The following is a 23,551-nucleotide window of genomic DNA, read 5'->3' as shown; positions in this document are numbered from 1 at the left end:
CCTTTTACGCACGCGCTGCCACCACGACTAACCTGATTCGTGTCGAATGGCAGACATTCGTAACGACACCGCATTACGCGCCGTTTCTCAACGCAGTCCGGACCATGCAGGCGAATACGAACGCGGCGGACCCGAATTCCTGGCAATACTGGACTAACGTTCACGCCAATTATTGTCCGCACAAGCAGCCGTACTTTCTCGCGTGGCATCGCGGTTATCTGTATTACCTCGAGCGCCAGATAAGGCTCGTTTCGGGCGATGTGGGCTTTACTCTGCCGTATTGGGACTGGTTCACGAATCCACATGTGCCCGCCGAATTCACGGATCAGGCGAGTGGCAATCCGCTTTACTGTCCTCGCCTGAACACCAATGTCTATAGCGCGCTCGATCTTTCACCCTGGGCATCCAGTACCGTGAATTTCCAGCGCGGCACCGTCAACTCGTTCGAAGAAAAGTTCGAGACGGCGCCGCACAACCCGGTGCACAACATCATTGGCAATGCGATGGCCACAATGCAGTCGCCTCGCGATCCGATCTTTTATCTGCATCACGCGAACGTCGACCGTCTGTGGCATGCATGGGCGCTCCCCGACGGTCGAACGATGCCCGTGCCAAGCGATCCGTACTGGGCGGGCACGTTCACTTACGCAAGCGGCCTGACGATCCTCAAGGAGCAGACCTACTCGGCACGTACCCGTCTGGGTTACGACTACGACAGAGCGTCGCGTCCGACGACCATGCCGCCGCAGGCACAGGTGGGGCGCATCATTCGCGTGCAGGCAAGCATTGGCCTTTCGCGCAGTCGCCCGGCAACCGGCTCCTTCCCCGCCACGGCTGCTCGCAACATCGACACGGGCGTGCGCTCGATCGGCGGCGTGAAAGGCGTCACGCTGCGCGAACAGTCGACGACGGCGCGCGTCACCGGCGAGGCCGCATCGACGGCGCCTGTTCAGCAGCTGCTATCCGCCACAGCCGCGCCGCTCGCGGCCGCTGAACACGGCGATCGCTCCTCGGCTGCGTCTGTCAACGGAGCAGCAGCCGGACGATACCGTTCGGTGCGGATCGTGTTCGACGACATCTCGTTGACGCAAGCGGGCGCGGCGGGCGGCTATTACTACAACGTCTATCTGAATCTGCCCGACAGGTTCGACACCGATACGGCGCGCCAGCAAAACCTTCTAGGCACGTTCGGCGCGTTCGAAATCGCCGGGGCATCGCATCACGGCATGGTCATGCTCGACTATCCCGCCACGGCTTCGTTGCTGAAGTCGGGAAATGGCGCGTCGCGCGACTACTACGTGACGCTCGAACGGGTCAACGGGCCGAATGCGCCCCAAGGGGCCGTGATCAGCGTCGGCGAGATCCGCGTCGAGCTGTCCACTGAACCGGCTTACATTGTGTCTCCTGCGCGCAGCCGCGCGCCTACGGACGCACCGTATTGATGGAGATTATGGAGGCCACACCAATGTCCCGTAGGCTACGACATTCGAGCGATGTTCTCGCTTATCCGCGCGCCGACGCGATGCGGTCGGGAGGAGCCGAAACACCTAGCGCTGTCGATGGAATAGCGAACCGTGCGGCCTGGCGCCTGAAAGAGCAGATGAAGACGTTATTGCCCGATCTGCTATTTCTCTCGCTATTGCATCGGAAACTCGTGGGCCGCTACCCCAACCTTCGACGGCCGCGCACGTTCAACGAACATATTCTCATGCGGAGCCTTAAGCCCGATCCGCGCTATGCCGCCTTGACCGACAAGATCGCTGTGCGCGATTACGTCGCGCGCACGCTCGGCGAGTCTTATCTTATCCCGCTGATTGCGGTTCCAGGCGAATTCACTCGCGAGGTTTTCAACTCCCTGCCGCAATCGTTCGTCATGAAGGCAAATCACGGCAGCACGTTCGTCGAAATCGTGCGCGACAAATCGGAGGTGACGTACGAACATCTGGCGGGTCTCGCAGACCGCTGGCTGACAACGGAGTTCTACCATGTGTCGCGCGAGCGCCATTACAAGGAAATCCAGCCGAGACTGTTCTTCGAAAAACTGCTGCTCGACAGGTCGGGCCAGGTGCCCGCCGATTACAAGGTGCATGTCTTCCGACGCAAGGGCATGCGTCCCGTGATGTACATCGTGCAGATCTCCGACCGCTTCGGCCCGTTTCCGCGTGGCAACGTGTATGACGTCGACTGGAATTATCTCGACGTCACGATTGGAGACTATGCGCGCAGCGCGACACCCGAACCGCCGCCGCCCAACCTGTCCGAGATCCTTGTAGCAGCGGACAAACTCTCGCGGGATTTCGATTACGTGCGCGTCGATCTCTATGCCCCGGACAATGCGCTGTTTTTTGGCGAACTGACTTTCACACCTGGCGCGGGGGTCGTACCGATGTTTCCCGATCAGGTCGATTTCGCGTGGGGCGAACTCATGGACGCATGTTCATGAGCTCAGTACGAGAATTTTACGATCCGCCCAGTACCCGAACTTAAAGCGCATGCCGTCGGCCTCCCATACCTCGGCTACGTCCTTGGAACTTCGCAGAACGGCGTGCTGCTCTCGCGCCACGGTGCAGTGCCGGTACGCGTGCCTGACGCCAACCGGTTTGCCGCGTACAAGCTGCTCGTCTCCCAGTTACGCACGAACGACAGCACGAAGTCCATCGAGGATCTGCAGCAGGCTGCCCTTGTCATCGGCTTTCTAGGTGAGCATCATCCGGGCAGTATTGAGGAGGCGTGCGAAGCGTTCCCAACCAGTGCGCGCAATCGCGTCAAGCGTGCCGTCGCGCCGGTCGTCGACATCAAGGAAGCCGTTGGTTCTGAGGCGCCTCGACAGGACGACGCGAGCATGCCACCAGACAACGCGAAGCGCGTTCTGGAAGGCGCGCGACATCTGTCGCCGATGCTCGGTAACCGGATGGTTGCGGCGCGGCTGGACGGCTCCGCTGTCGTGATCCGCGAACTCATGCTCGAAGACCTGAAGCTTGACGCGGAAGGACTCACGGAACGAGTATCCGAATGTGCGCGGGATTCGTCAGTGTCTCCCGAATAAGAACGATCAAAGCCATGGGGTCTGATGTGTGGCCACACTACACCAAAGGCTGACGTTGAGGCCGCAAGCAGCGAGTACCACACGACGTGGCCGGGCGCCGTGCACACGTATCAACTTCACGTTGCTATTTTTTCGGCGGATATGTAGCTGCAATATCTTCGAGGCGATGTGACAGTTGCGCGAGCCACTGACGCCGCTCTCTGTCGTAGGTATGTCGGTTATAGACGCCGATTATTCCAGGCTGAACATGGCCAAGCACTGCCTCGGTGATTTCGTTCGGATAACAAAGCGTTGCAAGCAGCGTGCGTGTTGTCTGTCGAAGATCGTGGGCGGACCAATGAGTCACGGGCAACCGCAGACGATCATGGTTCGGTGCAATTTTGCAGTAAGGCTGATGATAATAGATGCCGTGCTGGACCACGGTCTGATCCATCGCTTCCCCACGCGACGAACGAAACAGTACCGTCCCTTTGGCCTGATCGAGGCGTCGCCGCACAATTACTTCTGCGCGGCCCACGAGCGGCACGCGCAGATCCGTTGCTTTCTCGTTATGAAGCCCCTTCGTCTTTCGTTTGGGAATCGTCCACCAAAGACCATCGCTTTCGTCGGCGATCTCGGTTGCTCTCCATAGCGACAATCTCCCCCCTCGTGAAACCTACGCCGGGATCACGAGTTCAGACGTATGGAGACAAGCGTCATTGTGCCGACCCGGACGGCCAACATCGACAGTTTCCATTTTATTTTCAATCACTTGCGGGTTATTTTAGCTCTCTCTGGAAGACGACAGACAGATCGGGAATTCTCACTATTCGTTTTCCTCGAAGTAATGCCCGAACTTCACCTGCTTGGTGCGGATATAACGCTCGTTTTCTTCGCGCATCGGAATGGCGAGTGCGACACGTTCGCAAACGGGGATACCGTGCTTCGACAGTGAGTCGAACTTCTTCGGGTTGTTGCTCATCAGACGCACCGACGTCACCTTCAGCAGGCGCAGAATCGCGGCCGCCGAATCGTACTCGCGCGAGTCGTCGGGCAGGCCGAGATCGAGATTCGCCTCGACGGTGTCGCGGCCCTGCTGCTGCAGCGCATACGCGCGGATCTTGTTCGACAGGCCGATGCCGCGCCCTTCGTGGCCACGCAGATACAGCAGCACGCCACAGCCCTCCGCCGCGATGTAGCGCAGCGCGAGGTCCAGTTGCTCGCCGCAGTCGCAACGGTATGAACCGAGCACGTCGCCCGTCAGACACTCCGAATGCAGGCGCGTGAGCACCGACTGTTTATTCTCGACATCGCCCATCACGAGCGCGAAATGCTCGGCGCCCGAGTCGTTCACGCGGAACACATAAGATTCGAAGGTGCCGTAGCGGGTGGGAAGCGTGGCGCAGGCGTCGAGTGTGACGCATTCGCCGGTGATTGCGCCGTCAGCGAGCGACGGATCGTGAGACATGGGCATGGCGTTAGCGGAATTGCGGACATGAACCCGTGAGCTACCGGGGATAAAGTACAGAAGCGGAGTTTACCGCTAAACGTCGAATTGTACCTGGCAGCCGCTCTGCGCTGGTGCGCGGGCAGCCCCATACGGACCATCTCGGCGGACCATCGCGGTGCATCACTGCGCGCATGCGCGACGAGAAACGCAGCATGCTCATTGCCGCAAATCGCATGACATGCGTGATGGTTCCCACGAAACCAGGCGAAGCGAGCGTCGCCGCGCGCGTTGTCGACGCCTATACTTGATTTGCGCCTGTTCTGCGCTTGACGTGCCTCTCCTTCACCCCAGCGCGCCGTGGCCAGGCGTGCTGCACTGCAAACGGAGCCGCTCCATGACTAGCGTCGCACAAGTCCTCAAATCGAAGCCGACTCAAGAGGTCCACACGATCGAGGCATCCGATTCCGTCTACAACGCCATCAAGCTGATGGCCGAAAAACAGATCGGTGCATTGATCGTCAAGGAAAACGGGGCGATCGCGGGGATCGTCACCGAACGCGACTATGCGCGCAAGATCGTGCTGATGGATCGCTCGTCGAAGACGACGCCCGTGCGCGACATCATGAGCAGCGCCGTGCGCTTCGTGCGCCCGGACCAGACCACGGACGAATGCATGGCGTTGATGACCGAGCGCCGCATGCGTCACCTGCCTGTGCTCGACAACGAAGAACAGTTGATCGGCATGGTGTCGATCGGCGACCTCGTGAAAACCATCATCGCCGAGCAGCAGTTCACCATCCAGCAGCTCGAACATTACATCCATAGCAGCTGAGCGTCGCGCCGCTGCAATGGCGTTTTCGCCGCTGCGCCTGCGGTGCGCCCTGCTGCGCCTGCCGCGAGAGCCAGCAAAAAAAGCCCAATCCGCGAGGTTGGGCTAAGCCACCTTACGGCGGCGGAGGTTCATGCTTTCTTGGACGGACGCGCGACGACCGTGCCCGGACACCGCCACGCCGCCGTCGATATTCTGGTTGCGCGCCTCACATCTGCAGTGAAGGCGCGCCCGCCGGACCGATGCAGCCGTCCGGCTTGCACTCCGGAATCAATGACCGAAGTAGACGTCTTGCGCCGGGCTCAGCGTTTTGGCCGCGCCCGATTGCGACGAACCGTTCGTCGACGCGCCGTAGCCCGTGTCGGCGACAGGCGCTTGCGCAACCGCACCGTTTTGCGCCTGAACGCGTGCTTCAGCAGCCTGGATGTCGGCCGGATAGGTCGAATCGACAGCCGTTGCCGGGTTGTAGCCCGCTTTTTCCAGCTGGACCAGTTCGGCGCGGACTTGCGCGCGGGTCACGGGCTGGTTCGACTGGGCGAACGAGACGGCGGGGATGGCGAGAACAGCAGCGATGGCGACAGCCTTGATCAGCGATTTCATGGTAACTACCTCCGAAAGTTGTTTTGTCAGCCGCTTCACACAACCGTGTGTGAAGCCAGTGAGAACAGTGTAGCCATCGGCACACCAAGGGAAAACCCCTATTCCGGAGATACTTAATTGCACTGAGTGAAAGAGTCCGCGCGCTTTGCAAGCCGGATGTCAATTGGCGCGCGGCGACACGTAATAATGTCGGGGCGGATCGGCGCATCTCAATATGTGGCAAACGCGATGGATGCCACACGCATGAACGGGTTCGACGCTGCGCCCCAGGACTCGTCGCAGCACGCGACCTCACGCGGGCGGCAGCGTTTCTGCCGACAGCAACCTGCGCGGCCCGCTGACGAACGGACTACCCGGCACATAGAAGCGCAGCAGCCGATGCGTCTCCCGCGCGATCCCGATGCGCGTCGTCACGGCGATCGGCGTGTGCGCGTTGCCCGCCGCGCCGAGCCATAGCCCGCGCCCGGTGCAAAGGTCGGCGCCGTCGAAGCTCAGATCGATGCCCAGCGCGAGCGCCAGCCGTCCCGGGCCACGCGCCAGATCGCGCAGCTTTGCGTCCGGCCGGCGCGCCTGCATCTGTTCGATGCCCTCGACCGGCTCGAGCGCGCGAATCAACGCGGCAGCGCCCGTGCCTTCCCGTTCACTGACCACGTTGATCACGTTGTAGATGCCGTACGTGAGCCGCACATAAGCATGCCCGTGTTCGAGGAACATCGAGCCGTTGTACGCACGCCGCCCCGGATACGCATGATTGGTCGAATCGCCGATGGGATACGCCTCGGTGTCGACGATCCGCCCCGCTGCCCGCCCCTCGTCCAGGTCGTGGACCAGGTATTTACCCAGCAGGAAGCGCGCGAGGTCAACCGTATCGATGGGGAGATCGTTGCGGTGTAGAGGACAGAGGGAAAGCGTCGTCTTCTTCATGCGATGATGCGCCGGAATGAACTGTGGCCGTCCGCGTGAGCCACGCAGTTTGCAGCATGATGACGCGCGGTGCGGTTCGATGCACGGCGCAAGCCGGATGGCTCGGGCGGCATCGATCCGTTGTAGCAATGCCGCATCCGGCGGACCCTTATCTTCACCATGGAACCAATTGAGGTATCGTTACTGTCCGGCTAGCCGCATCGGCGACCCAGGCAGGCCCGTCCGGTCGGCCAGCCGCGCGGCGTATGGACAACCCGCAACCGTTTTCATCCCGAAGCAAAGAAGTGGTAGTGCAGTGGTATCACGCGTGAAGAGCCCGCTAGCCGGGCGCGTTTCAGGCGCGACACCGTCGCAAATCATGACAACAGGAGAAAGTGAATGAAGGCGATTCAGGCAATCAAGATGGCAGCTGGCGCATTTGTGGTGCTCGCGTCGATCAACGCATACGCGCAGGCAAGCGATGCCGACATGACCGCTCAACCGAGCGCCAAGCAAACCGCAAAGGCAGCCAAGTCGGCTGACCGCGCGCTGGCGCGCAAGGTTCGCGGCGCACTGGCGAAGGCAAAGGACCTCAGCGTCGCCAACATCACGGTTCGCGCACGTAGCGGTGCTGTGACGCTGCAGGGCTCGGTGCCGGAGCAGCCGCAAGTCGACAAGGCGACGGAAGTCGCGCAAGGCGTGGCAGGCGTGACGTCGGTGAAGAACGCACTGACGATCCGCCCGGTCGGCCAGTAAACCGCGCATCGCCTGCTGGCGCCCGCGCGCGGGCGCCAGGTTGGACAACGCACCGCTCTTCGTCGCGAAGAGCGGTGTTTTTCTTTGCAACGCGCATTTTTGTCGTGCCGTCATACCGCCTGTACGACCGGCTGGTTTAATCTCACGGCTATGCGAGCCGCCCGCAAGCCGATGTAGCGGCGTCCTGTCGCGAACCACACACCAACAACAACTGACGGACTGATCACATGGCATCGACATCGCCCGTATTGCCCCGCTGGACGATCGCAGCCCCCTTGCTCGCGTGGATCGTGCTGGGCGCCGCCTACGCGCTGCCCGGCAACGGGCTGCTGACCGCCGTTGCCGCGCTTGCGCTGGCGGGCTCGGTGTTCGCGGGCGTGCATCACGCCGAAGTGGTCGCGCATCGCGTCGGCGAGCCCTTCGGCACGCTCGTGCTGGCCGTGGCCGTGACGGTGATCGAAGTGGCGCTGATCGTATCGGTGATGCTGTCGGCGGGGCCGGAAAAGGCGGGGCTGGCGCGCGACACCGTGTTCGCCGCCGTCATGATCGTGTGCAACGGGATTGTCGGGATCTGTCTGCTGGTGGGTGGATTGCGCCATCGCGAGCAGGACTTCCAGCTCCGTGGCGCCAACGCGGCGCTGGCCGTGCTGGCGTCGCTCTCCGTGCTGTCGCTGGTGATGCCCAACTACACGAGTGTCAAGCTCGGCCCCGCGCTCAGCGACTCGCAGCTGGCGTTCGCGGGGGTGTCGTCGCTGGTGCTGTATGGCGTGTTCGTATTCGTGCAGACCGTGCGTCACCGCGACTATTTTCTCGCCGACGCCCATGCCGCCAACGAAGACGCGCACGCTGCCCCGCCCAGTTCGCGCGTCGCATTGACGAGCGGCGCGTTGCTGGTGGTGAGTCTCGTCGCCGTCGTGCTACTCGCGAAGGTGCTGTCGCCCGTCGTCGAGCGCGCGGTGCTCGAAGCAGGCGCGCCTGAAGCCGTGGTCGGCATCGTGATCGCGGCGCTCGTGCTGCTGCCCGAAGGACTCGCCGCCGTGCGCGCGGCGCGCGCCGACCGTCTGCAGACCAGTCTCAACCTCGCGCTCGGCTCGGCGCTCGCGAGCATCGGCTTGACGATTCCGACCGTCGCGCTGGTGTTCATCTGGACGGGGCGTCCGCTCGTGCTCGGCATCGACGGCAAGGACACGGTGCTGCTCACGCTGACGTTGCTGATCAGCGCGATGACGCTCGGCACCGGGCGCACCACGATCCTGCAAGGTGCCGTGCACCTGTCGCTGTTCGCCGCGTATCTGTTTCTCTCGTTCGCGCCCTGAGCGCCGTTCACTGCGCCCAGTGCCGGTCGATCCAGTCGCGGAACAGATTGACCTTCTGCTGATGCGCGACGCTGTCCGGGTACACGAAGTAGTAGCGCGCGCCCGTCGTGAGCACGGCCTCGAACGGCCGCACGAGCCGTTGCGCGGCGACGTCCTCGTCGATCAGCGCAAGATCGCTGATCGCCACGCCGAAGCCCTGGAGCGCTGCGTTCGTGGCGAGATCGAGCGTATCGAAGCTGGGACCGTGATTCGCGTCGACATCGCGCGCTTCCACGTATTCAAGCCACATTTTCCAGTCGCGATGATCGCGCGTAGGGTGCAGCAGCGTGTGGCGCGAAAGGTCGGCGGCCTTGCCGAGCGGCTTGTCGTGCAGCAACTGGGGCGCGCAGACGGGCGTGAGGCGTTCCTCGAAGAGCGGCACCGCCTGCACATCCGCGCCCGCTGACGTGCCATAGACGATCGCGGCATCGAACGGTTCGACCTGAAAGTCGACATCGTGCTGCCAGGTCGTCGTGATCTGCACGTGCAGATCAGGATATTCCGCCTGGAACTGCATGATCTTGGGCAGTATCCAGCGCATCACGCAGGTCGGCACCTTGAGCGCGAGATCGGTGCGCTGGCGCGTGAGGCGCAGCGAAATCTCTTCGATGCGCGCAAAGCTCTCCTTGACGGCGGGCAGCAGCAATTCGCCTTCCGCGGTCAGCGTGAGGCCCTTCGCGTGGCGCTTGAAGAGCGGGAACTGATAGTAGTCCTCGAGCGCGAGAATCTGCCGGCTCACGGCGCCTTGTGTCAGGCACAGATGCTCCGCCGCGCGCGTGAAGCTGCGATGGCGCGCCACGGTCTCGAAGATCTGCAAGGCATTCAGGGGCGGAAGTCGTCGCATGGGGGTGGATCGCATCAGGAAAATTCATCGCGCGTGCCGCTTTGCTCTCCGGTCACACGCGTGACAATCCCAAAGCATACGCGATCCAAAATTCCGCGGATCGTGCCGTCATGCGCCAGACTCATGCGCGATCGTGGCCGGGAGAACCCTTACGGCATGAGCGTAACGCATGGCTTCCATGCGCAGATTTCGGTTGTTCCAGGTTTTTTGCATACCTAGAGTGGCTTTCATCACTGTCTCAACATTCAAAAAGGACGCACCCATGACCACCGCCGCTCTCCTCCGTCGCCGCTTCTGCAAAGGGTTCGCCTCGCTCGCCTTCGCGGGCGTCGCGCTGTCGGCGTTCGCGCCGCTCGCGCACGCGGACGCGCTCGACACGATCACGAAGGCGGGCGTCGTGCGCGTCGGCGTGTTCATGGACTATCCGCCGTTCGGCTCGATTGGCCCGGACATGAAGCCGCAAGGCTATGACATCGACGTCGCGAACCTGATCGGCAAGTCGCTCGGCGTGAAGGTGGAGCTGGTGGCCGTGACGGGCGACAACCGCATGGCCTACCTCGCCGACCACAAGGCGGACATGCTGCTCTCCGTCGGCCAGACGCCCGAGCGCGAGAAGGTGATCGATTTCTCGCAGCCTTATGCGCCCTACTACCTTGCCGTGTTCGGCCCGAAGTCGCTGAAGGTGAAGGACGCGAACGATCTCGCGGGCAAGAGCATTTCCGTTGCGCGCGGCACGCTGGAGGACCTGAGCGTGACGAAGATCGCGCCGCCGTCGGCGAACATCAAACGGTTCGATGATCCGAACGGCGCTATTTCTGCATTTCTTTCTGGTCAGGTACAGTTGATGGTGGTCGGTAACGATGTGGGCGCGACGATCCTCGCGCGCCATCCCGCCAATGACCCGGAGCAGAAGTTCTCGCTGTTCAGTTCGCCCGATCACGTCGGCCTGAACAAGAACGAGCCGCGCCTCCTGAAGAAAGTCGACGAGACCATCGCGCGTTCCCGCAAGGACGGCACGATGAACGCGATTTCGCAGAAGTGGCTGCGCGCGCCGCTGCCGGAAAACCTCTAAGCCAGTTCTTTTGATCAGCCGATGTCACGATGAGCCGCATGCGATGAGTTATACGTTCGATTTCAGCAGTTTCGACATGTATGCGGGGATGCTCGTGCGTGGCGTCGGCGTGACGCTCGGGTTGACGGCCGTATCGACCGTGCTGGGCGGGCTGGTTGGCATCGGCGGCGCGGTGGTGGCCGTGTCCGGGCCGAAATGGGCACGCGGGCTGATCGCGACATATGTCGAGTTGATCCGTAATACGCCGTTTCTGGTGCAGTTGTTCTTTGTATTTTTCGGGCTGCCTAGCCTCGGCATTCACATCGACGAAATCCAGGCCGCGATATTCGCGATGACGGTCAATCTTGGTGCATACGCAATCGAGATCGTGCGTGCCGGCATCGACTCGATTCCGCGCGGCCAGATCCAGGCGGCGCAGGCGCTTGGGCTTCAGCAACGCCAGGTGTTTCGACATGTCGTGTTGCCGCAGGCGGTGGCCAACGTGTTTCCTGCCTTGTTGAGCCAGGTGTTGATCGTGATGCTTGGCTCGGCGGTGGTGTCGCAGATCTCGGTGCCCGATCTGACTTACGCGGCGAACTATATCCAGTCGCGTAACTTCCGTTCGTTCGAGGCGTACGTGATTATTACCGCGACGTATCTGGTGCTGTCGGTGGTATTGCGGCAAGTGCTGAACCGGCTCGGCAAGGGCCTTTTCGCGGGGCGTGCGGCGCGGTCGTCCGATGCTCCGCGCGGGTTGTTGCGTACGCTCTTTGCGATTCGCGGCGCACGCACCGCACCGACGACGGAGCGCTCGTCATGATCGAATTCACGCTTTGGGATATTGCGCGCAATCTGCTGCTCGCGGCGCGGTGGACGGTGTTGTTGTCGTTGATTGCGTTTGTTGGGGGCGGGGTTGTCGGGTTGGTGTTGCTCGCCATGCGTGTGTCTCCTTTGCCTTGGCTCAGGCGTGTGGTCGTGCTTTATGTCGAGTTGTTTCAGGGCACGCCTTTGCTGATGCAACTGTTTCTCGCGTTTTTTGGGTTGCCGTTGATGGGGGTTGATGTGTCGCCCTGGGTCGCGGCTACTGTTACGTTGACGCTTTATACGAGTGCGTATCTTGCGGATATCTGGCGTGGATGCGTTGAGGCTGTGCCCCGTGGGCAGTGGGCCGCAGGCGCAAGTCTCGGGATGACGTTTTCTCAGCAGTTGAGGTTTATTGTCTGGCCGCAGGCCCTGAAAATTGCTGTTGCGCCTACTGTTGGGTTTCTCGTTCAAGTTGTTAAGAGCACTGCTCTCACTTCTATTATCGGGTTCACCGAGCTCACCAAGACCGGGACCATGATTACTAATGCGGCGTTCAGGCCATTTCCTATCTATGGGATGGTCGCGTTGCTGTACTTTGCGATGTGTTTTCCACTTACGTGGTATGCGCGGGTTTTGGAGCGGCGGCAGAAGATAGCGCAGCAGAGGTAGTGGGTTTTTTGTCTGCGACGCTGGGGGGCTTTGTGCCTCGTCGTTGGCGTGTATTGGCCTTTGTGCGGGCATCCGCGATTTGTTAGCGTGCTTCAGGCGTCGCGGTTTGGTGTTTTAGCGTTTGTGCTGGCATCCGCGATTCGTTAGCGTGCCTCAGGCGTCGCGGTTTGGTGTTTTAGCGTTTGTGCTGGCATCCGCGATTCGTTAGCGTGCTTCAGGCGTCGCGGTTTGGTGTTTTAGCGTTTGTGCTGGCATCCGCGATTCGTTAGCGTGCTTCAGGCGTCGCGGTTTGGTGTTTTAGCGTTTGTGCTGGCATCCGCGATTCGTTAGCGTGCTTCAGGCGTCGCCCCTGTGCGGGGCGGCACCTACTTTTCTTTGCCGCCGCAAAGAAAAGTAGGCAAAAGAAAGCGGCTCACACCGCCAGTGCTTGACGTTTGTCCACGGGCCCCCAACGTCCCCACCCTTCACACGGCAACGCCCTTGTTCGTGTGCGTTGCCAACGCGCTGAATGAGCGCCTCACCCACTTCAAACACCCGTACATGAGCCAGCGGCAGCGAATGGTATGGGCCGCCCAGGTGGCAAACTGTGTGTAGGTTGTCGCGTCGTATAGCTTGGCGCTCTTACAGGGTGGGACGCATGCGCTATCGGTCCGGAGTGGTGCGCGTATGGCGCGAAAGCCGACACACAGTTTGCCACCTAGGCGGCGGCGGACTGCCTGGCGCGGCATGCTGAAACGCGGGGATATGAAGCGGGTGAGGCGCTCATTCAGAGCGCTGGCAACGAACGTGGGTCACGTGATTGCCGTGTGAAGCGTAAGAACCTTTGGGGGCCCTCAGGCAAGAATTAGCGCTGGCGGTGTGAGCCGCTTTCTTTTGCCTACTTTTCTTTGCGGCGGCAAAGAAAAGTAGGTGCCGCCCCGCACAGGGGCGACGCCTGAAGCTAGATAACGTAACGCGGATGCCAGCACAAAGGCCAATACACCAAACCACGACGCCTGAAGCACGCTAACAAAACGCGGATGCCAGCACAAAACCGAAGCAAACCACCCAGCGTCGCAGACAAAAAAGCCCTTTTACTGCGTAGCTTTCCTAACCTTAGCCACATCCCCAGCGCCGACAGCAGGCGCCCCATTATTCCATCCGGCCCGAATAAAAGTAAGCACATCAGCGATCTGCTGATCATTCAGCACAGGCCCATACTTGGGCATAGGATAAGCAGCCGGAACCCCACCAATCACGAGATCGCCCGTACCATTAAGCGTGACATTGATCAACGAAGCAGCATTTTTCTCGAGCACATTAGGATTCCCAGCCAGCGGCGCCAGCATAGGCGCAAACCCACGCCCATCCACCCCATGACAATGCATGCAGAACGCGGTATAAACCCGCGCACCAGCATCATTAGCAGGCCGCGTCAGCGAAACCTTGGTCGCCTTCGCGTCATACGCATAAGCCGCCCCGCCTGAGCCGCCCGCCGCCGGCAGCGACTTCAGATACCGCGACATCGCAGCAACGTCGACATCCGTCAGCGCCTGCGTGCTGTTGTTGATCACATCCGTCATCGAACCAAACGCCGACGCGTGCTGATTCGCCCCCGTCTTCAGAAACTGCGCGACATCCGCCTCGGACCAGCGACCCAGACCAACGTTATGCTCGCCCGTCAGGTTCGACGCAAACCAGTTGTCGATCGGGCTGCCCGACAGATACAGCGTCCCACTCTCATCGAGCGCCTTCTCCTGAAACGCAATGCCCCGCGGCGTATGACACGAACCACAGTGCCCAAGCCCCTGAATCAGATACGCGCCGCGATTCCATGCGACGTCCTTGCCCGTCTTGTCCTGGTACACGCCCTTCTCCAGAAAGACCATGTTCCAGAACTTCAACGGCCAGCGCATGTTCAATGGCCATTGGATATCCGGCTCGCGGTTCGCCTGCTTGACAGGCGCCACTCCATGCATGAAATACGTGTAAAGCGCATGCATGTCGTCGTCGTTGACCTTCGCGTACGACGGATAGGGCATCGCCGGATACAGGTTGTGTCCATCCTTCGCAACGCCCTCGCGCATCGCGCGCTTGAAGTCGTCCTCGCTGTACTGGCCAATGCCCGTCTGCGGATCAGGCGTGATATTGGTCGAGTAGATCGCGCCCATCGGCGTCATCATTTTCAGGCCGCCGGTGAATGGCTTGCCGTGCGGCGTAGAGTGACACGCAATACAGTCGCCCGCCTTCGCCAGATATTCCCCACGTGCGACGAGCGCGTCGTCGGCGGCGTGAGCCAACGTGGGAAGCGCGAGCGAAACGGTCAATCCAGCAGCCAGCGCCAATGCCTTCAATGTCGTTTTCATCGTCGGCCCCTTACGCGTTCATCAACTGGTTACCGACAGGCAACTGCCGCAACCGCTTGCCCGTCGCCGCGTAGATCGCGTTGGCGATCGCGGGCTGCGCCGCTGCCGTTCCCGGCTCGCCAATGCCGCCCGGCGCCTCGCTGCTCTTCACGATATGCACGTCGATGGTCGGCGTTTCGTTGATGCGCAGAATCCGGTAATCCGTGAAGTTGCTCTGCTGCACGCGGCCGCGATCGATCGTGATCTCGCTGTACAGCGCCGCCGTGATCGCGAAGATAATGCCGCCCTGAATCTGCGCCTCCACCGTGTTCGGGTTGACCACCATCCCGCAGTCGACGGCGCACACCACGCGGTTCAGCCGCACCTCGCCCTGATCGACCGTGACGTCGGCCACCATCGCAAAGAAACTGCCGAACGCGTGCATCACCGACACCCCGCGCCCCTGCCCCTTCGGCACCGTGCTGCCCCAGCCCGCCGCCTGCGTCGCGACGTTCAACACGTTCAACGCGCGCGGCGATTTGCCGAGCAGATCGCGCCGGTACTTCACGGGATCGGTCTTCGTCTGTGCCGCGAGTTCGTCGATGAAGCTCTCCACGACGAACGTGCCGCGCGTCGGACCCACACCGCGCCAGAACGCAGTCGGTATCGCGTGCGGCTCCTGTCGCACGTAATCGATGAGCTGATTGGGCAGGTCGTACGGCAGATCGGCAGCCACTTCGACGGCATCGGGGTCGACGCCGTTCTTCACGGCAGGCGGCGCGAACCGCGACAGAATCGACGAACCGACGATGCGATGCTGCCACGCAATCGGCTTGCCGTTCGCGTCGAGCCCCGCAGAGATCTTGTCGTAGTAGTACGGGCGATACATGTCGTGCTGGATGTCTTCCTCGCGCGTCCACGTCACCTTCACGGGCACGTTCAGCTGCTTTGCCACTTTCACCGCCTGCGTGACCATGTCGAATTCGAGCCTGCGTCCGAAGCCGCCGCCAAGCAGAAAGTTGTGCACGACGATCTTGTCCGGCGGCAGCCCCGTCACCTTCGCGCCCGCATCGCGCGCCCGCGTCGGCACCTGCGTGCCGACCCAGATGTCGCAGCTATCGGGCTTCACGTGAACCGTGCAGTTGACGGGTTCCATCGTTGCGTGCGCGAGGAATGGCTGTTGATAGACGGCGTCGACGCGTGTCTTCGCCTGCGAGAACGCGTTGTTCACGTCGCCGTCCTTGCGCGCGACCGCACCGTTGTTCTGCGACGCCTTCTCCATGTCGTCGACGATCGTCTTCATCGACACGGCTGCGCCCGCGCCTTCGTTCCATGTGATCTTCAACGCCGATGCGCCGCGTTTCGCAGCCCACGTGTGATCGCCGATCACGGCAACGCCGTTGTCGATCTTCACGATCTGCCGCACGCCGGGAATCTTCTTCGCGGCCGTATCGTCGACGCTGGCAAGCGTCCCGCCGAACACCGGGCAATTGACGATGGCCGCATAGACCATGTCGGGCAGACGCACGTCGAGGCCGAACATCGCGCTGCCGTCCACCTTCTCCGGCGAATCGAGGCGCTTCGCCTGCGTGCCGATCAGCTTGAAGTCTTTTGGGTTCTTCAGCGGCACGTTCTGCGGCACGGGCAGCTTCGCGGCGGCATCGACGAGTTGGCCGTAGGCAATGCTGCGCTTCGTGTCCGCGTGAATCACCTGGCCGTTCTCGGCATGGCACGACGCCGGGTCGACCTGCCATTGCTGCGCGGCCGCGTTGATCAGCAGCACGCGCGTGGTCGCACCCGCGCGCCGCATCGGTTCCCATGCATAGCGGATCGACGTCGAGCCGCCCGTCAGCTGGCCGCCGAGCAGCGGGTCCGTGAAGCGCGATTCGTCGGGCGGCGCATGGTCGATCGTTACGCTGTCTAGCGGCACTTCGAGCTCTTCCGCAATCAGCATCGGAATCGACGTGTACACGCCTTGCCCCATCTCGACCTTCGGGATGATCAGCGTGACCTTGCCCGCCGTGTCGATCTGCACGAAAGCGTTCGGCGCCAGCACGCCGCTTTGCGGCGTCTCGACACCATCGCCGCCGATCACGGACTTGCGCACATCGCCCTGGCTTTGAGCAGGCATGCTGAAGCCCAGCATCAGGCCGCCGCCCGCCGTCGCGGCGACACTCGCGCTGAATTTCAGAAACGTACGGCGTGTGACTCGCGCAGCATCGTCGTCGCGCGGCTTGCCGTTTTGTGCATCGAGCAGTCCCTGCGACATGTCACGCCTCCTTCGCTGCCTGCTTCACAGCAGCGCGAATGCGGTTGTACGTGCCGCAGCGGCAAATGTTGCCTGCCATCGCCGCGTCGATATCGGCATCGCTCGGGTTCGGGTTCTGCGCGAGCAGCGACGCCGCCTGCATCACCTGCCCGGACTGACAATAGCCGCATTGCACGACGTCGAGATGCCGCCACGCCGCCTGCACTTTCTTGCCCGCGGGCGTGTCGCCGACGGCTTCGATGGTCGTGATCTTCTTGTCGCCGACAGCTGCGATGGGCAGCACGCACGAGCGCACGGCAACGCCATCCAGATGCACGGTGCAGGCGCCGCATTGCGCGATGCCGCAGCCGAACTTCGTTCCCGTGAGACCGACGATATCGCGCAGCGCCCAGAGCACGGGCATGTCGGGCGGCGCGTCGATGGTATGAGACTGGCCGTTGATGTTCAGCGTTGCCATGAGCGTATCCGTAAGTGGGGGGTTTTTGTTTATCCGCGACGCCCAACAAAATCCGCTCGACAACCGCACTTTGTTAGACGTGGCGCGCTAATCACGCGCGTCCGGCGAGCGCATACGCGCTGCGTCGATCTGTTACGCATGCACATTCAGGGATCGGGTCGGTCGATTGTAGTGGGAGGTAAAAAAACGTGCGTGCGAAGTGCCTGCAGCTGTCGGCGACAATCGCGGACGGCTGCAGGCATGCTTGCGGTAAGGAGTGGAGAGACGCAACACGGCTCACCGCGTTGCGTCTTCGGAGAACGCGCTCAGTCGTTCACAGGAAGGTACGACGACCGTACGGGCGACGGCGGGAACATGCTCAGGCCCGTCTGCTTCGTGAATGCATATCGCACATAGACGGCCGCGACGAACTCGCGGTACTGATAGGCGTTGCCGAACGAAGCCGCCGCGCCCACCGCGAGTTGCGGCGCGAGCTGGTACTCGCCGACGGCATCGATCGAGTAGGACACGCCCGTCTTGCTCTGGCCGGGATAGACGGCGTCCGGATCGACGACCGTCGAGCCCGCTGCCGCGTTCGCCACCTTGGCGGCGTTGGCTGCCGCGCGCTGATAGGTACTGTTGGTCGGGAAGTAGTCGGACGCATCCTGACGATAATGCTGCACGCCGATCGACGCTTTCAGATCGTAGGTGAACGGCCCGTTTCGACCGGTGTATTCGATCGGCAGATTCAGAATCGCATATTGCTGCGGGCTGAAATACCCGCCCTGGCCGAACGTGAAGTACGACAGGTTCTTGTCATAGTGCATCAGCGTCGCATTGACGCCGACCGTCAACGTCTGGTCCGCGTCTTTCACGAGCCGCGTATAAACACCGCCCCCGCCTTTCACCGAATTGTTCGACGCGACATTCCGGCCCGTCAGATAGTCCCACGACGCATTCGCGTAAAGGCCGTTCGTGCCGTCGTCCCAGCCGAGATCGCCACGCAGTCCGTTCGACGTGACGCCGCCCCAGTCGAGGTCCATCGCCGTATCGTGCGCGCCCGCGTAGGACACGAGACTGTCGGTGACCGCGCGGCGCGCGCCCGTCAGCTTGTACGACACCTTGTCGGTGATGTTGCCGCGATACTGCAGTCCGCCCACGATGTTCTGCTCGCGGAAACCCCACGGCGTCGCCCCGATATCTGCCTTCAGACCGCGCCACTCATAGCCGACGTCCGCACCCACGCCGCTCGCCGTCTGCGAGCCGGGCAGCACCGTGCTGGTGCCGAACGCCTGGGCCGAACCGAAACGCGCCAGCGTGTTCACGCTGTTGGCCGGCGTCCCCGCATCGAGCGTGACGGGCGTGACCTCGATGGTCACGTGGCCGTCGCCCGCGCGGATGCGGCCTTGCAGCGGCGCTTCGATATCGGTCAGATTCGACAGGCCGTTTTCGCCGTCGCGATTGCGGAACTGGATGCCGCCGCTCACCGTGCTGGTCTGCTCGCGGTTGATCTGCGCGAGTTCTTCCTCGACGGTCAACGGCTGCAGTTGCGCCGGCTGCGGATATTGCCGGGTCTGCTCGTCTTGCATCTGCGTGTTACGCATCGGATAAGGCGCGGGCGGCTGCGGGACGTACGGCACAAGACCGTAGCCCTGATTCGTGTAGGCCTGCTGCGCATATGCCTGCTGCGGCGGTTGCGGCTGGTAAGGCTGCTGATACGACTGCTGCTGCGGGTACGGCTGCTGGGCGTACGTGCGCTGCTGGGGATACGGCTGTTGTGGATACGGCTGCTGCTGATAAGCCTGCTGTTGTGGATACGGCTGCGCATAACCCTGTTGCGGAGCGCCGCCCGACACATACCCGCCCTGCTGCTGCGCATACGCCGCATTGCCGTTCGTCGCACGCGCATTCTTCGTCGTGCGCTTCTTCGACGCCGGCTGCGCGTTCATTCCTTGGGTCGCCTGGGCCTGAGCGGCGGCCTGCGCCTGCGGCGACATCGGCCACGGCGTGCTTGCGTACGCGTCGTTAGGCTGGGCATACGCCGGCTGCTGATACTGCTGCGCGGGCGCCGGCTGCTGATAACCCTGCGGATACGGCTGCTGATAAGGCTGCTGATAAGGCTGTGCATAGCCTTGCGCCGGATACGCCTGGCCCGGCGCGAGCCCACCGCCCGACTGCGACGAGCCGTATTGATCGGGGCCGTAGCCGTCCGCGCCGGGTGTCGGGCTGCCCGTCGCCGCAGCTTGCGGCGCGAGCGTCTCCAGCGAGTTGATCTGCGAGGCCGGCTGCGGCTGCGGCGCGACGTACGGCGCATAAGGCGCGGTGACCGGCTGCGTCGGCGGAATGTAGGCAGGCATGGCTGACATCGGAGACGGTTGGGTCGTGAGACCGGTATTCTGCGCGGGAAACGGCACACTGTTCGACGTATCCGCCGACGCCCGGTTCGCAAAAGGATTCGTGCCAGGCAACGGAATCGGCCCTCTCGGGCGCAACGGCACATCCCAGCCGCTCGGCACGGGCTGTCCATTGGCGCCCGCGGCCGTCGCGCCGGGACGCGCGAGCGGCGCGTTCTGCGCAATCAGCGCACGCTGGAAATACTGCGCGGCCAGGCTGTTCCTGCCCTGCGCACGATACATGCGGCCCATCGCAGCGAGCGCATCCGGATTGTTCGGCGCGATGCGCAACGCCCGCTGCAACGTCGATTCGGCGAAATCGAACTTGCGAATCTGCGTCGCCGCGCCCGCCGCGTTCAGCAGCAAGCCCATGTCGGTCGGATTCTGGGCGAGCGCCAGGCGATAGGTCGCGAGGGCATTCGCGTTGTCGTTGTTCGCGGTGTACAGACGCGCGAGCGCCGCCAGAATGTCCGGATCGTTCGGCCGCGCGGCAAGCCATGGCGACAGCACGTCATACGCGCTCGCCAGGTCGTTCGCCTGACGCAGCGCGTCCGTGCGCCGCACGACGATCGCCACGTTGATCTTCTCGAAGTCGCTGCGCTGCTGCCCTGTCAATTGCATCGACGCGAGCCGCCGCATCACCTCGCCCAGTTCGATGTCCTGGCCCGCGTTCAGCAGAATGCCCGCGTCGGTGAGCAGCAGCCCTGGATCGTTCGGCGAACGCGCCACGGCGCTGCGCACCATCATCAGCGCACGCGGCGTATCGCCCGTATTCACATAGGCCGACGCGATCGCGCCGATGAGTTCGGCATTCGTGCCCGCGATGGGCTCCGCGTTCTGCAGCAAGCCGCGCGCCTGCGCGACGCGCCCGCTCTTCGCCAGCGCCACGGCTTCGTCGCACTGCTGATGAACCCACAGCCGATGCTGCAGCACCGCCATTGCGTCGGTGCGTTTGTTGAGCGGAATGCGTTCGAGTTGCGACAGTCCATAGCGCCAGTCCTGCATGTCGGCCGCGAGCAGCGCGCTGGCATAGAATGCATCGGGCATGTCCGGATGCAACGCGATCAAGCCATCCATGATGCTTTTCGCATTCGCATACGCGCCCTGCTTCGCGTAGATGCGGGCGAGGTCGAGCCTCAGCCACGGATCGTCGGGATTGCTCAGCAGCGCGTCCTCGAACAGGCTGCGCGCATTGCCCAGATCGCCGCGCGCTTCGGCGGCACGCGCCTGCGCCGCTTGCGCCTCGCCGCGCAGACGGTCCGCGCCGCCCACTTTCTTGCGCTGCTCATCCGTCAACTGGTTCGCGAAGCTGAGCGCTTCGTCGCCGCGCCCCTGTGCGGCAAGCGCGCCGACGAGGCCGCGTATCGCATCGGGGTTATCTGCCTGGCGGCGCAACGCCATCCGGAACGCCGCTTCCGCGCCGCGCGGGTCGCCGCTTTGCATCAGCAGATCGCCCAGCGCGGTTTGCGCCGTGACATCGCCGGGACTCACGGCAATCGCTTTCTCGAACGACGCCTTCGCTTGCGCGAGATTGCCGTTGCTCTGCTCGCCAAGGCCCTCGCTGGTGTACATCCAGTACGTCGCGCTATTGAGCGCCTCGCGCCAGCGCGCCGCGCCGCCCGCCTGCGATGCGCGCAGCAGATAGTCGCGGGCCTGCGCGAACTGCTCCTGCTTGAGCAACGCGACACCCATGCCGCCGAGCGCGTCGCCGTCGTTCGGCGCACCGGCGAGCACCGACGTGAAGCGCGCCTTCGCCGTCACGAGGTCGCCGCGATCGAGCGCCGTGAAGCCTTCGGCGATGGTGCGGCCGCGCGCGTCGGCGCCCGCGTTCTGCTGCGCGCGCTCGCTTGCGCGCCGGTCCTGTTCCGCAATCGAATCGGCACGCGCCTTGACGGCGGCATCGTCGGGAACAGTGGACAGATACGCCTGAAAAAGCGGCGCATCGGAGGCACGCACGCCGAGCCACAACAGCGCCTGGCGCCAGGCCGCCTTCGCCTGCGCGCCGACAACGGAATCCTTCGATAACTGCGCAAGCTGCCCGATACCCTCGCGCCGATTCGCTTCGCGATACGTCAGATGCTGTGCATAGGCGAGCGCGAAGCGCGGATCGTCGGGATGTTCGCGCGCCAGTTGCTCCAGCCCGCGGCGTGCCTCTTCCCAGCCTTGCGGCGACGAACCGAGCGTCTGGTAATACTCCAGTGCGAGCTGCGGATTGGTCGGCTTCGTGCCGAGCGCCTGCCGGTAGGCCTGCGCCGCCGACGCCTGCTGCCCGGCCTGCGCGAGACGCCGCGCGTCGTTGACGGCCTGGTCCGTGGGACTCGACTGCCCGAGACGCCGCGCGAGTTCGTCGATGTCCGGATAGTTCGGCGCGGCCTGGCGCAGGCGCGCCAGATACTGCTGCGCACCCGCGCCGTCCTTGCGGTCAGCCATCACGATACCCATGCCGTACAGTGCGTCGGCCTGCTTCGGATCGATGCGCAAGACCTTGAGCCACGCCTGCTCGGCGAGGTCGCCGCGCTTGTGCGACTGCCAGTACTTGCCCTGATCGATCAGGACGTTCATCGGATCGTTCGTCTGCGCCTGCGCGAATGCCGACGCCGCCGCGCCCGCGCCGAGCGTGAGCGCGACGCCGATTACGAGCGCGCGTTGGCGGATTGGCATGTGTTCTCCCAACGCGGCACGAGACGGCCGTTTTCATCGAAGCGGTAGCGGCCGTCTGCCGACCCTGTACCGAAGAGCATCAACACCTCGTCGTAATAGACAGGCTGGTTTTGCGTGGCCTGGCCTGCGCCTGGTGCAGGCGCGGGTGTCGGCGTGGCGAGCGCGGCCAGATGCGTTTGCGCGAGCCCCGCTGCGCGCGTGTCGCCGAACGCGCGGAAATACGGCAACAGCGCGCCCCAGAAACCGATCGGGCCTTCCCCCGTCGCGTTGCCCGTGGTCGTCGCGATTTTCTCGGGCGGCACGCCCGTCTGCGCGATCCGGTCGCGCATGCCGTGCAATGCAGCGAGCCACGGCCTGGCGAGCGGATCGGCGGGCGCGGTCAAACCCGCCCACAGATAGACGCGAATCGCATCGTAGCTGCCCACATCGCCCTTTTGCGGATCGACGATGAATTGCCCGTCACGATAAGCGGCCCAGTCCGGCGCGAAGCCGAGCGGCGCGGTGGTCTTGACGAGCTTGAAAGCATTGTCCGCGACGCGCGCCCACGGACCGTTGGGCGACTGCGCGGCGAGCGCGCGCAGCAGCGGCAACGGCAGGTAGCCTGGATTCAGGCGCGTCGTGTTGCCGTTGCGGAAACCTTGCGGACCGGGCAGCAGCATCGGACCGAGCCCGCGCAGATCGGCGACTTCCTGCCTCTCGATCTGCGTGACGAGCGCATACGCGAGCTTCGTATACGCCGGCTCATGCCACAGACGGCCCGCCTCGAACAGATCGTAGGCGATCCACAGGTCCGAGTCCGCCGCCGAGTTCGGGTCGAGCACGCCGTACGAGCCATCCGGTTTCTTGCCCCATTGCCATGCAGGCAGCTTCACGTCGTCGCCGTCGAAACGTCCCGCCGACAGGTTCGCGCGCGTCCAGCGCAGCACACGCTCGAAGGTCGCGCGGTCGTTCGCGACGAGCGCGAAGAACATGCCGTACGACTGGCCCTCCGACGTGGTCTGCAGCGTGGGCGTGGAGAAATCGACGACGCGCCCGTCCTGCTGCACGAAACGCGACACGAACGCGCGATACGCTGACCAGTCGTCGCACGCCGCGGCGTGCGCCTCGCCCAACATGCCGACCATGACGCCCGCGCACGCGAGCGCGGCGCGCAACGGGCGTGAGAAAAACGATGCCCTCATG

17 protein-coding genes and 3 pseudogenes are annotated in these 23,551 nt (G+C 63.1%); 10 read left to right on the top strand and 10 right to left on the bottom strand.

Going from position 1 to position 23,551, the window contains the following annotated elements; all coding sequences use genetic code 11:
• Window positions 1-104: 104 nt before the first annotated feature.
• The 4 genes and pseudogenes from C2L66_RS21565 to C2L66_RS21550 form a co-directional block, all read left to right on the top strand.
• Window positions 105-1,442, top strand: a complete 1,338-nt coding sequence (locus C2L66_RS21565) for a tyrosinase family protein (RefSeq protein WP_060603091.1) — start codon at window positions 105-107, stop codon at window positions 1,440-1,442.
• Window positions 1,443-1,600: 158 nt separating this feature from the next.
• A complete protein-coding gene (locus tag C2L66_RS21560) occupies window positions 1,601-2,443 on the top strand; it encodes an ATP-grasp fold amidoligase family protein (protein ID WP_233445023.1) in 843 nt (280 codons plus the stop codon).
• 21 nt (window positions 2,444-2,464) lie between these two features.
• Window positions 2,465-2,677, top strand: a pseudogene (locus C2L66_RS21555) (GSU2403 family nucleotidyltransferase fold protein); the annotation flags it as partial.
• A gap of 108 nt (window positions 2,678-2,785) precedes the next feature.
• Window positions 2,786-3,001: pseudogene (locus C2L66_RS21550) on the top strand (DUF2252 family protein); the annotation flags it as partial.
• Between the two features lie 169 nt (window positions 3,002-3,170).
• Here the strand turns inward: C2L66_RS21550 and C2L66_RS21545 are convergent.
• Both C2L66_RS21545 and ribA read right to left on the bottom strand, forming a co-directional pair.
• Window positions 3,171-3,668, bottom strand: a pseudogene (locus tag C2L66_RS21545) (tyrosine-type recombinase/integrase); the annotation flags it as partial.
• A 183-nt stretch (window positions 3,669-3,851) separates the two neighbouring features.
• Window positions 3,852-4,499: a GTP cyclohydrolase II gene (gene ribA, locus C2L66_RS21540; protein ID WP_054934661.1), complete on the bottom strand. Its 648-nt coding sequence runs from the start codon at window positions 4,497-4,499 to the stop codon at window positions 3,852-3,854.
• A gap of 370 nt (window positions 4,500-4,869) precedes the next feature.
• Between ribA and C2L66_RS21535 the strand changes: the two genes are divergently transcribed.
• Window positions 4,870-5,307 (top strand): CBS domain-containing protein, encoded by a 438-nt coding sequence (locus C2L66_RS21535; protein WP_054934660.1) that lies wholly within the window; start codon window positions 4,870-4,872, stop codon window positions 5,305-5,307.
• 267 nt (window positions 5,308-5,574) lie between these two features.
• Here C2L66_RS21535 and C2L66_RS21530 read toward each other — a convergent pair whose 3' ends face one another.
• Together C2L66_RS21530 and C2L66_RS21525 are read right to left on the bottom strand one after the other, a co-directional pair.
• Entirely contained in the window at window positions 5,575-5,904 is a 330-nt protein-coding gene (locus C2L66_RS21530; RefSeq protein WP_054934659.1) for a DUF4148 domain-containing protein, read from the bottom strand.
• A gap of 291 nt (window positions 5,905-6,195) precedes the next feature.
• Entirely contained in the window at window positions 6,196-6,828 is a 633-nt protein-coding gene (locus tag C2L66_RS21525; protein WP_060603098.1) for a DNA-3-methyladenine glycosylase, read from the bottom strand.
• Between the two features lie 378 nt (window positions 6,829-7,206).
• Here C2L66_RS21525 and C2L66_RS21520 point away from each other — a divergent pair, with 378 nt between their 5' ends.
• Entirely contained in the window at window positions 7,207-7,563 is a 357-nt protein-coding gene (locus C2L66_RS21520) for a BON domain-containing protein (RefSeq protein ID WP_042309209.1), read from the top strand.
• Between the two features lie 227 nt (window positions 7,564-7,790).
• Window positions 7,791-8,879, top strand: a complete 1,089-nt coding sequence (locus C2L66_RS21515; RefSeq protein WP_054934657.1) for a calcium:cation antiporter — start codon at window positions 7,791-7,793, stop codon at window positions 8,877-8,879.
• A gap of 7 nt (window positions 8,880-8,886) precedes the next feature.
• Here the strand turns inward: C2L66_RS21515 and C2L66_RS21510 are convergent, their stop codons facing one another.
• A complete protein-coding gene (locus tag C2L66_RS21510; RefSeq protein WP_060603100.1) occupies window positions 8,887-9,762 on the bottom strand; it encodes a LysR substrate-binding domain-containing protein in 876 nt (291 codons plus the stop codon).
• Between the two features lie 262 nt (window positions 9,763-10,024).
• Here C2L66_RS21510 and C2L66_RS21505 point away from each other — a divergent pair, with 262 nt between their 5' ends.
• Genes C2L66_RS21505 through C2L66_RS21495 form a run of 3 tightly spaced genes read left to right on the top strand, consistent with a single transcriptional unit; the run spans window position 10,025 to window position 12,286 of the window.
• Complete coding sequence (locus C2L66_RS21505; protein ID WP_035989294.1) at window positions 10,025-10,834, top strand: transporter substrate-binding domain-containing protein; 810 nt, start codon at window positions 10,025-10,027, stop codon at window positions 10,832-10,834.
• Between the two features lie 43 nt (window positions 10,835-10,877).
• The gene (locus C2L66_RS21500; RefSeq protein ID WP_035989291.1) at window positions 10,878-11,633 is read left to right on the top strand and encodes an amino acid ABC transporter permease; all 756 of its coding nucleotides are present in this window, start codon (window positions 10,878-10,880) and stop codon (window positions 11,631-11,633) included.
• On the top strand, window positions 11,630-12,286 hold the full coding sequence (locus C2L66_RS21495; protein WP_007579114.1) for an amino acid ABC transporter permease: 657 nt from the start codon (window positions 11,630-11,632) through the stop codon (window positions 12,284-12,286). The genes C2L66_RS21500 and C2L66_RS21495 overlap by 4 nt, the downstream gene beginning before the upstream one ends.
• A gap of 1,073 nt (window positions 12,287-13,359) precedes the next feature.
• Here C2L66_RS21495 and C2L66_RS21490 read toward each other — a convergent pair.
• The 5 genes from C2L66_RS21490 to bcsZ form a co-directional block, all read right to left on the bottom strand.
• Complete coding sequence (locus tag C2L66_RS21490; protein WP_060603103.1) at window positions 13,360-14,631, bottom strand: cytochrome c; 1,272 nt, start codon at window positions 14,629-14,631, stop codon at window positions 13,360-13,362.
• Between the two features lie 10 nt (window positions 14,632-14,641).
• Window positions 14,642-16,879 (bottom strand): xanthine dehydrogenase family protein molybdopterin-binding subunit, encoded by a 2,238-nt coding sequence (locus C2L66_RS21485; RefSeq protein WP_060603106.1) that lies wholly within the window; start codon window positions 16,877-16,879, stop codon window positions 14,642-14,644.
• A gap of 1 nt (window position 16,880) precedes the next feature.
• Window positions 16,881-17,336: a (2Fe-2S)-binding protein gene (locus C2L66_RS21480; RefSeq protein WP_007579117.1), complete on the bottom strand. Its 456-nt coding sequence runs from the start codon at window positions 17,334-17,336 to the stop codon at window positions 16,881-16,883.
• A 305-nt stretch (window positions 17,337-17,641) separates the two neighbouring features.
• On the bottom strand, window positions 17,642-22,369 hold the full coding sequence (locus tag C2L66_RS21475; RefSeq protein ID WP_060603110.1) for a cellulose synthase subunit BcsC-related outer membrane protein: 4,728 nt from the start codon (window positions 22,367-22,369) through the stop codon (window positions 17,642-17,644).
• Window positions 22,342-23,550, bottom strand: coding sequence for a cellulose synthase complex periplasmic endoglucanase BcsZ (gene bcsZ, locus C2L66_RS21470; RefSeq protein ID WP_060603113.1), 1,209 nt, complete (start codon window positions 23,548-23,550; stop codon window positions 22,342-22,344). The genes C2L66_RS21475 and bcsZ overlap by 28 nt, the downstream gene beginning before the upstream one ends.
• Window position 23,551: the final 1 nt, after the last annotated feature.

It is taken from the genome of Paraburkholderia caribensis, assembly GCF_002902945.1.
Classification (GTDB): Bacteria; Pseudomonadota; Gammaproteobacteria; order Burkholderiales; family Burkholderiaceae; genus Paraburkholderia; species Paraburkholderia caribensis.
The sequence above is the reverse complement of the archived record's forward strand: the minus strand, read 5'-3'. Positions and strand labels throughout refer to the sequence as shown.